9 protein-coding genes and 1 tRNA gene are annotated in these 9,774 nt (G+C 29.7%); all 10 read right to left on the reverse strand.

The window, feature by feature from the left end; translation table 11 throughout:
- Positions 1-95: 95 nt before the first annotated feature.
- Positions 96-1,541: a lipopolysaccharide biosynthesis protein gene (locus HMPREF3116_RS04990; RefSeq protein ID WP_070468095.1), complete on the reverse strand. Its 1,446-nt coding sequence runs from the start codon at positions 1,539-1,541 to the stop codon at positions 96-98.
- Positions 1,538-2,524, reverse strand: coding sequence for a glycosyltransferase (locus HMPREF3116_RS04995; protein WP_070468096.1), 987 nt, complete (start codon positions 2,522-2,524; stop codon positions 1,538-1,540). The genes HMPREF3116_RS04990 and HMPREF3116_RS04995 overlap by 4 nt, the downstream gene beginning before the upstream one ends.
- 90 nt (positions 2,525-2,614) lie before the next feature.
- A tRNA-Arg gene (locus HMPREF3116_RS05000) sits at positions 2,615-2,687 on the reverse strand.
- Between the two features lie 246 nt (positions 2,688-2,933).
- A complete protein-coding gene (locus HMPREF3116_RS05005) occupies positions 2,934-3,866 on the reverse strand; it encodes a glycosyltransferase family 2 protein (protein ID WP_070468097.1) in 933 nt (310 codons plus the stop codon).
- Positions 3,856-4,950, reverse strand: a complete 1,095-nt coding sequence (locus HMPREF3116_RS05010; RefSeq protein WP_070468098.1) for an EpsG family protein — start codon at positions 4,948-4,950, stop codon at positions 3,856-3,858. The genes HMPREF3116_RS05005 and HMPREF3116_RS05010 overlap by 11 nt, the downstream gene beginning before the upstream one ends.
- An 18-nt stretch (positions 4,951-4,968) precedes the next feature.
- Complete coding sequence (locus HMPREF3116_RS05015; RefSeq protein WP_070468099.1) at positions 4,969-6,021, reverse strand: hypothetical protein; 1,053 nt, start codon at positions 6,019-6,021, stop codon at positions 4,969-4,971.
- A gap of 14 nt (positions 6,022-6,035) precedes the next feature.
- Complete coding sequence (locus HMPREF3116_RS05020) at positions 6,036-6,830, reverse strand: glycosyltransferase family 2 protein (RefSeq protein ID WP_070468100.1); 795 nt, start codon at positions 6,828-6,830, stop codon at positions 6,036-6,038.
- A gap of 27 nt (positions 6,831-6,857) precedes the next feature.
- The gene (locus tag HMPREF3116_RS05025) at positions 6,858-7,610 is read right to left on the reverse strand and encodes a glycosyltransferase family 2 protein (RefSeq protein ID WP_246819051.1); all 753 of its coding nucleotides are present in this window, start codon (positions 7,608-7,610) and stop codon (positions 6,858-6,860) included.
- Positions 7,611-7,628: 18 nt separating this feature from the next.
- A complete protein-coding gene (locus tag HMPREF3116_RS05030) occupies positions 7,629-8,795 on the reverse strand; it encodes a nucleotide sugar dehydrogenase (protein WP_070468102.1) in 1,167 nt (388 codons plus the stop codon).
- A gap of 337 nt (positions 8,796-9,132) precedes the next feature.
- Positions 9,133-9,774 (reverse strand): transposase (locus tag HMPREF3116_RS08750; protein ID WP_148129220.1); only part of this gene is annotated, 642 nt, incomplete at its 5' end.

Here is a 9,774-nt window from a genome sequence, read left to right on the forward strand (position 1 = left end):
CTCTCAGACTTTCTCCATTGTAACAAATATAAAGCGTCTAGGGAGTAATCAATCCATAGACGCTATTTATAAACTTATTTAATTCAATTGAAATATTATTTTTTATAACTTCTAAGAATTTCAACTAGATATGTAAAACTACTATTTTTAAACAAAATCGCCCCACCGAAATAAAATATAGCACCAGAAATTAATTGTATAATAAGTATCAGTAGATTAGAATTTAGTGGAATAAAATTAATCATATATACAAAAACTCCCATGACAATAGCTACTAATAGAGAAGGAGTTACATCTAGAATCAACTCAATCAATGAATAATTTATTAGTTTTTTATTTGGTATAGAATTTATAATAGCTTCAATAAGTCTTTCAAAGAAAAATCCGATAGTTATGGCCATAACACTTATTCTAGCAGTCAAAAGAATAATAGTAATGCCTATAATTCGCTTAAGAATTTCAGTTTTTAAAACTAAGTCACTTCTCCCTAAAGCTTTCATAGGTTGCTGATTAATTGTTATTAAAGGCCAGATAGAATAAGTTAAAGAAAATACGAATAAAAATGGAATAGCTTCGGACCACTGGCTTCCTAGTACAATTTCCACAATATTTTTTGAGGTTGCTGCCATTCCAATCATCATTGGAAAAATTAAGAAACAACTTGTTTTTACAGCCCTTCTTGTCATACTTTTTAAAGCAGGAATATTTTCTTGATTATTTGATAAGGTAGGTAACATAACCGATTGTATAGTACCATCTATATTATTGACAACTACTCTAGGAAATTGCTCACCACGCTGATAAAAACCTAAAGCCGATGATGAATAAAATTTCCCTATAATTAAAGTCCTAGACTCTAAATATGCTCGATATATAAGGCTTGAAATAAGAATTTTTGAGCCGTAGCCAAATAAATCTTTAAATCGTTCAAAAGAAAATGTGAATTTTGGAAACCATTTTGTGATAAACAACATTATTAAAGCATTAATAAAGTAAGATGATATTTGCTGAATTATTAATGACCAAATTCCCATTCCAAAGTATGCCATTGCTAATCCAATAAACCCAGAAATAATTGTCGCAACAATACTAGCCTGAGCGGTTATTTTAAATTGTAATTTTTTATAATTATATGCAATTTGAATAGAGTATATAGCATTTATTATGAAAATAATACCACTTGTTCTCAAATATAAAATTAAATTTATATCCCCATAAAAACTGGCAAAATTAGGTGCAAATATAAATAATATTATATATAAAATAACGGAAATCCCAACTGAAGTAATTAGTGCTGAGGAATAATCTAAATCATCAACCTCTTTTTTTTGAATTAGAGCTGTATTAAATCCCCCATCAACAATAACTTGTGCTAAGTTTACAAATACTAGCACAATCGCCATTGTACCAAATTCTTCGGGTGAAAGTAGTCTAGCTAACAAAATTTGCACTACTAAAGAAACTACCTGTTGACCACTGGAGCCCATAAATTTCCATATAAATGAGCTAAAAATAGTGTTTCTATTATACGTATTATTCATTTAAACATCCTTTTTAATTTTTTACTTACTTTACCTAACATTGTATATAAAGGTAAATTAAAAAATGATAATTTAGCTTTTATAGAAAAGATTTTGTCATTCTTTACAATTTTTCTAATTTTTTCTAACTCATCTCTACCGCTATCTAACTCATTAGATAAAACATTAATAATGATAGCAATTTCAGATAAATATCGAAAGAATGCTTTTTTTATATCTATTTTACTCCAAGTATATTTTTTAGCAAACTTGTACAGCTCTTTAAATATTGTAATATAAGCATATAATTTACCCATTCGTTTGTTAGATGTCATAGTAGAATTTGATCTAACTCTACGTAAAAAATAAATTTCATTGATATGTAAACATCTATTAATAAAAAAGTATAATTTAGTAGTAAAGATTTGATCCTCATGAATAATCCCTTCAAAAAAAAATAAATTATTCTCTATTAAAATCTCTCTCTTAACAATATATAAACATGGAGAAACATTAAATTCTTTTTTATTGATCAAATCTAACCATAAATCCTGTCCATTCTCATAATATCCATAACTTTCTTTTTTATGGTAATTTGTATTAGTCAATTTATTCAAATTATTATCGGTAATGTCAAGGAAATCTTCTCCATCAAAGAATATTGCATCTAAAGATTTATTTTCTAATAAATTTATTAAATTTAAAAATGTATTTTCTTTTAAAATATCATCAGAATCCATGAAATAAATATATTTACCGGTTGAGTAAGAGATACCAAGATTTCTTGCAGCTCCTTGTCCTGAATTTTCTTGATAAAAATACATAATATTTTTATTTTCACTCATTATAGATTTTATTATATTTTCACTTTCATCTGTTGATCCATCATTAACAATGATAAACTCAATATTATCTATTTTTTGATTTAGAATACTATTAATTGATTCTTTCAAATATCTTGAAGTATTGTAGACGGGCATAATAACGGTCAATATGGGTCTCATCGTTACCTCCTGATTCTCTCTTTGATTCAAATTTTTTTCTAATGTCGAGCGCTTCTGCCCTCTTTTTTTATCGTGATTACTATATAGTAACGACCCTAAGAAGAATCGAACTTCTGACACCTCGTTTAGGAAACGAGTGCTCTATCCACTGAGCTATAGGGCCTCAACGTTTGAACTTTATAGTTATTGAAAATTCAAACGAAATATCGATGAGGTAATACTGATATTTTTCGCTACAAAATATTGTACCACAACTCATCTCTAATTTGTTATTCAGTAGATATATAGTATTCTACCACCCTAGAATCTCTATATAATATGTTTTCTAATTATTTTTGCATCTTAGTATCAAAATAATATCATTGATTTCTATAATTACTTGTGTAGTAAAATTCTCAATTGTATTAACTTATTTATTGTTCGTCTTCATTATTTTTAATTTCTTTTGAACATGTTTATACAAGAACGCTATTATATCTCGTATGAATTTCGTCGGCCGATTTTTTAAATTAGTCAGTAAGATATTGAAACCAAGCTTATAGTTCTTATGATTAATATGGTTCCAAAAATTAGAAGCATAGTGTTTGCTATAAATATCATCTTTCAAACCAGGTTCTTTTTGATCTAATTCCATGATTTTATTTTCAAAAGTTTTTAAATAAAATGCTTTCAATTCATCGAGTCTTTCTCCGTACAATCTATTTTCACCTTGATTTTTACCACTATCTAATAATATTTCTGGAACAAACCCTATTGTATATTGTTCAAAAAATCGTAACATTAATTCATAATCTTGATGTCTTTGGAAAGATTCATCAAAGCCCTTCAGCTTTTCTATCGCTTCTCGTCTAAACATGATACTAGAGGTCATTGGTGTATAATCCATTAGTAGTAATTCTTTCGTTAGACTACCTGAATATTTAGGATAAACATCCATTCCATCTTTTTTCCAACCACAGTAGACCGCATCATATTCTAAATGATTTTCTAAAAATATAACTTGTTTTTCTAATTTATCTGCCCGAAATTCATCATCATCGTCTAGATAGCAAATATATTGACCTTTAGCATTTCTTAAACCTGTATTTCTAGCTGCTGATGCATTACTATTTTTCTGGTGTTGAAGATAGTTTACGCGACTATCTTCAATACTTTTCATCAACTCGCTTGTTTCTTTACGAGATTCTGTATCAGGATCATTATCGTCCACGACTATTATTTCAATTTCAGAAAATGAATTTTCTAATACAGATTGTATGGCAGATAATAAAGTATCTGGTCTACCATATGTTGGAATAATAACAGAAACCAATTTTTGCTTAATCATTTTATCACCTATCATTTGCTTCCATCTTAATTTTTCTATTATAATCTGCAACTTCCTGTTCTAATTGAGCATCACTTCTACTTTCACGAATTGTCAATGGTCGCCATTGAAAGTCCTGAATGTTGTATGGATCTGTTATCACAAAGCCTGTGAATATACCGATGAAAACACTAATAAGAGTTAAGCGGGTGAGACTCTTTGAGAATAAGTTCAAATTATTCACTACTAATGCTACAAAAGTAATCTCAAATATTTTAAAATAAAAACTTACACGTATAAACGGTGCAAATTGAAAGCTTGCACCATAGAACAATAGATACCAAATCAAACCACTAAATAACATCTGGAATTCTCTAGAATTTTTCTCTCTCAAATTCCAAATGACGAATATAAAAATAATCATCATAAAGTAAAACTTCAAGTAATGAAAGATACTTAAATTTACATTGAAAATACTATCTACATACCTCGAGTATGCACTAAAAATTGGTAGTTTAAACATTAACGAAAAGTCGAAAAATGGAAGTATACTAGCAATTAATAGTGCGTATAGGGCAGTAACTTTATTCCATCTCAATCGGATAAATAAGAAAGGTGCAACAAAAAAACCAGAAATATGGAACAAGCTACCAAAGATACTTATAAAAATCGCCTTCTTAAATTGATTATGATAAGCATAATAAAAAGCATTAATGAAAAAACTAATTGCAATAAACTGTCTAATTTGTGACATTTGTGCAAAATATATTTCAGAAAACATATAAATATATATAACTAACGTTTTATTTGTATGTAGCTTTTTAATAAAACGAAAATTGTTAAATAATGTGATAAATAGGGTTAGAAAGATAAACAAACCAAAATATAAATCAAAACTTGAAAATAGTTCCTGTAATCCAAAATATAATGGCTCCCGACCTATATGCCCTCTTAAGTAGTACCTGAGATAATTAGGAAAGTCTGTCCCTACCATCCATCGTTGTCCGAAAACAATTAAAGAATAAATAAATGTTGATTTTAGGAAGAAATTCTCATTCTTACGCAGATAACTTATTAAAAATAGAAAATTTATCGCTATTATATGAATGATCCAAATCATTTAATCCCCCCTTACAAATTATTCGTTAACCTGAATAATTTTTAGTGAAAGATTATCCAATTTCATTAGTCTCATCTGTGTATTAAACCAAGTTCTAGAAGTTTTATTTGGTGATACAACTATAATTACTTCTGAATTTTCCTTGGACAATTTTTTAATAGACTCATCCGCAATATTATTTGTTACAATAATTTCATTTCCATGATTTTGTTTTTCTAATTTTAAATGTTTAAATCCTTCTCTGTTTTCTGAAATGATTACTTTATTGTCCGTATAAGGAAAATTAATAAAATTTGCTATTTCTTCATAATTATTCAATTTTTTATCATAGATCATAAAATCTAAACTGTCATCAATTGCATAACCAAATGCATATGTCAGTTTTTTGCCAAATAGCGCTTTAATTAATGCTAGACCGATGCCAAAAACGATACCTAAGATAATACCAATTACAGCATATTTAAGTAAAGACTGGATTGAAAATCCACTTTCTTCCTCTTCTTCAATTTGTTTATCTTTCGCATTATACGGACCATCAAAAACGTACATATTTTCTTCATCGACAAAAGGGATAGCATTTAATTTTTCGAAATAGTATTTCGCAAGTTTTTCATTTAAAGATTTGTCAGTTGAAGAAGCAATAAATGTCAATAAACCAGTATTATTATTTTGAGTAACACTAATTATTTTTGATTGCTCCATGAGTTCCGCAGGCAAGAAATTAGACAATGTTTGTTGATTTTCTTCGTAAATATCTAATTCAAGTTGCTTTAAATCAATATTTTCATCAGATTTCAATTGTTCCAGTACACTTGGTGAACGGAAATATTCATCAATAATTCCTTCATTGCTATACATATTCCCCTCAGCATCTTCGATGTAAAAATCGAATGCTATTGCAGACTCCAGTGCTTCTTCTTTTAAAGCTTCCATACCCTCAGGTGCGTTGTTTGACGATTCGAACACAAAAACGCCCAGAGCCCCTAATAACAAAGCAAATATAATACCAAAAATACTGATAATTTTGATATTGTCTTTTAAAAATCGTTGAATTTCTATCCAAAGCTGCATCTTTCTACTCCTTATTATTTATATCTTTTTTTATATTCTCTTTTTCCACTATACATTTTTCTAATTGCACCCCACATAGTCGAATCTTCTTTATATTCAGAATATTTTCTTAATGCAAATTGTAATATGAGTAACCAGTATAATTTATTAGTCATATTATAATACCGGGCACCAATTGCTTTAAAGTGTTTTTCATCATAACCTCTATGCCAAGATGAGTCACTAATGTCTACTAGACCTATTTCAATAGGTAAGTATAAAATTTTTAACCCTTTGCTTAAGGCCGCATAGAGAAAGGTACTTTCTTCCCCATTTGGAAAGTCAGTACCTGCACCTATATTCTCATTGAAAAATATATTATTATCTATGATGCTTCTACGTTTAAATGTTATTTCAACAGAAGATATTTTCATTGAAGAAAGATAGTTCTCCCAATGCGGTTCTGTTCTAAAGGTTTTTTCCCGTTTTGAATTACCGAATCTCTTCACTTGAAAAGCAATGATATCAGCTTCAGGATTTTCTAAATAAGCCTTCTCAATCACTTCAGCATAATCACTATGATATTTCATATCGTCATCGGCGATTACACAGATATCTGCTGTTGCGTTTCTTAAAGCCAAATTTCGACTCTTACTCAACCCTGTTTCAGGTGTAGAAAATATTTTGTTGGTATAGCCATTTTTTTCAATCTCTACGTAATTCTCAAAGGTCCTTTGATTGACAATCACTGCATCAGTACTTAGATTTAACTCTTCTATAATTTCAAAATCAGTACGATCCATCGTGGCAACAAGTGTTTCAATTTTCATGCTTATACTCACTCCCTAGATCCTTCATTAAATTCTACGTAAAATTGAATTAATCACATAATGACAGAAATAGTACACGGCTTTTAAAAAAGGCAGTTTTTCTAGACGATAATAGGTGTTCCAAGTTCTTTTTAATGCTTGAATCTTATTATCCGAAAGCGACCCCGTTCTAATTCTATAGCGATTAAGAGGTTCATCAAGTAAATAAGCAGCTGGATAATTTCTCAAAATTTGTAACCAGGTTGCAGTATCTTGTCCTTTACGAACTAAAGGCATTCTAAAATCACCGACCAGCTCACGATCAATACATACGGTACTACATGCTATTGCTGTATTCTTCAATAAGCCCGCGTAGTTTAATTTTTTAGGTAACTTAGGCGAACTTTTCTTAAGTTCGCCTTTCTCATCCATAAACTCAAAATTAGTATAAGTGAAACCATAATTATTATCACTCATAAAACAGATTTGTTTTTTCAATTTATCTTTATGCCAGACGTCATCACTATCAATAAATGAAATATACCTACCAGTGGCAAGCTCAATTCCTTTATTTCTAGCTACTGCAGCCCCAGAATTTTCAGAAAGTTTAACATATTTTATCCTTGAATCAGAAGAATATTTGTCAATTACCAACTTACTGTTGTCTGTTGAGCAATCATCTACTAATATCATCTCAAAGTTTTTATATGTTTGATTTATAACTGAATCAATTGTATCTGCTATAAAACTCTCAGCATTATAAACTGGTGTAATAATTGAAACTAATGCATCTTGATTCAAATTGTCCAATCCCATCTATTAATTTTCGTTAAATAAATCTCTAGTAAATACTTTTGATCTAACTTCTTCTAGTTCTTTAGCATCTCTATTAGAAATAATAACATCAGCTTCTTGTTTAAAGCTCTCAAAATCATTATTTACATTTAATCCATTAAATGAAGTATCTTTAACAGTAGGTTCATAGATAACAATTTCAATACCTTTTTCTACCAATAGATTAATAATCCCTTGAACTGCAGATTCACGGAAATTATCAGAATCCTGTTTCATTGTAAGACGGTAAACACCGACTACTTTCGGATTTTTGTTTGCAATTTCTTCTGCGATAAACTCTTTTCGAGTATCGTTTGAGCGAATAATAGCCCCCATCAGTTCATTAGGTACATCCTTATAGTTCGCATATAATTGTTTGGTATCTTTCGGTAAGCAGTAGCCACCATAACCAAACGACGGATTATTATAAAAGTCACCAATTCTTGGGTCTAAACTAATACCTTTTATAATCGATTGAGCATTTAAACCTTTAGAAGCAGCATATGTATCTAACTCATTAAAGTAAGAAACTCGCATTGCTAAGTATGTATTGGCAAACAACTTAACCGCTTCTGCTTCTGTCGGATCCATAAAGAGAACCTCTATATCCTCTTTTATAGCGCCTTCGACAAAAATAGGTGCAATTTTTTGAACAAAATCAGCTGTAGAACCATAGATTATTCGACTTGGGTAAAGATTATCATATAACGCTTTTCCTTCACGTAAAAACTCTGGTGAGAAGAAAATTTTATCTGTTCCATATTTTTCTTGCATTTTGTTTGTAAAACCAATTGGAATAGTTGATTTGATCATTACTGGTACATCAAGTTTCATCTCTTGAGTCTGAGCAATTACTGCTTCAACTGTACTAGTATCAAATGAATTAGTATCAACATCATAGTTAGTAGGTGTCGCGATAATTACTAACTCAGTATCTTTGTATGCTTCTTCAGCATTAGATGTTGCTTTGAAATTTAATTCTTTATTTTGTAGAAAATCACTTATGTAGTCATCTTTAATATGTGATTTCCCTGAATTTAATATTTCTACGATATTGGGATTGATCTCCAACGCCTTTACATTATTATGTTGTGCTAATAACATTGAATTTGCTAACCCAACATATCCTTGTCCCACTACTGTTATGTTCATTTCATTATCTCCCTATCTTAAATATATGTACTTAACATCATAACATAATGATATTAAGTATCATTTAAATATACAATTAATAATTATTTCTTAATAATTACTTTTTAAATTCTACCATGACTAATTGCAACATTTAAACATTTTATCCTAAGAAATACTATTCTGACCTAATATTAGCTATTTATCATTCAAAAAAACCTATAGACGGCATTTTCCGGCTCTACGTCAAATAGGACTGATGAGTAATGTTTGCCAGGTAATTATTAGATTACCTGGTTTTTTTATACTCTTTTCCATTATTCATTTTTTTCTTGATAATATGCTTTCGGAGCAGCCCTTAGGCTGCTTGTACTACCGGTATTTCATTTAGATATAGCTTGTTCGTCATTAATATTCTAGTTCTAAAATTTTGGAAGTTTCGGTATCCGTATGCTATTCGTTTTAAGACCTTAATTTTATTATTCAAACCTTCTATTCGGCCGTTCGTTAAGTGGTTGTATTTGAAAGTATGCCCAATATATCTTTGAAGTTTGGTAAATGTACGCAACACTCGTCTTAATCCGCTTAGTAATTTAACTAACTTAGACTGCGCTAACTGAGCTTTAAATGCTTCAGAATCATTCTCTTGGAGTGACTCACGCAAGTTATGGATAAGATTATAGGTGTCTTTTAATAATGGATTCTTGTCCAGTAAATAATCTAAAATACCACCGGTATTCGTAAGCCAATCGAATAATTTGAATGGTTGATAATCCCATGAGCTTAGGCTTTCTCGGGGCATTAAGAATAGTCGCCAATATCTTTTATATTTGTTATACAATCTATGGTCTGGAACTCTAAAGGCATTCATTACTTCAATACGTAACTTATTCAATTCTCGATTTAACGCTTGAACTAAGTGGAAGCGATCGATAATAATTTTGGCATTGGGAAATACCTCTCTAACAACTTCCATATAAGGCATGTACATGTCCATTGT

It is taken from the genome of Aerococcus sp. HMSC10H05 (assembly GCF_001806975.1).
Lineage (GTDB): Bacteria > Bacillota > Bacilli > Lactobacillales > Aerococcaceae > Aerococcus > Aerococcus viridans_B.

Coding starts and splice junctions, on each gene's coding strand:
- HMPREF3116_RS04990 (WP_070468095.1), bottom strand. CDS start 1,541: ATGAATAATACGTATAATAGAAACACTATTTTTAGCTCATTTATATGG.
- HMPREF3116_RS04995 (WP_070468096.1), bottom strand. CDS start 2,524: ATGAGACCCATATTGACCGTTATTATGCCCGTCTACAATACTTCAAGA.
- HMPREF3116_RS05005 (WP_070468097.1), bottom strand. CDS start 3,866: ATGATAGGTGATAAAATGATTAAGCAAAAATTGGTTTCTGTTATTATT.
- HMPREF3116_RS05010 (WP_070468098.1), bottom strand. CDS start 4,950: ATGATTTGGATCATTCATATAATAGCGATAAATTTTCTATTTTTAATA.
- HMPREF3116_RS05015 (WP_070468099.1), bottom strand. CDS start 6,021: ATGCAGCTTTGGATAGAAATTCAACGATTTTTAAAAGACAATATCAAA.
- HMPREF3116_RS05020 (WP_070468100.1), bottom strand. CDS start 6,830: ATGAAAATTGAAACACTTGTTGCCACGATGGATCGTACTGATTTTGAA.
- HMPREF3116_RS05030 (WP_070468102.1), bottom strand. CDS start 8,795: ATGAACATAACAGTAGTGGGACAAGGATATGTTGGGTTAGCAAATTCA.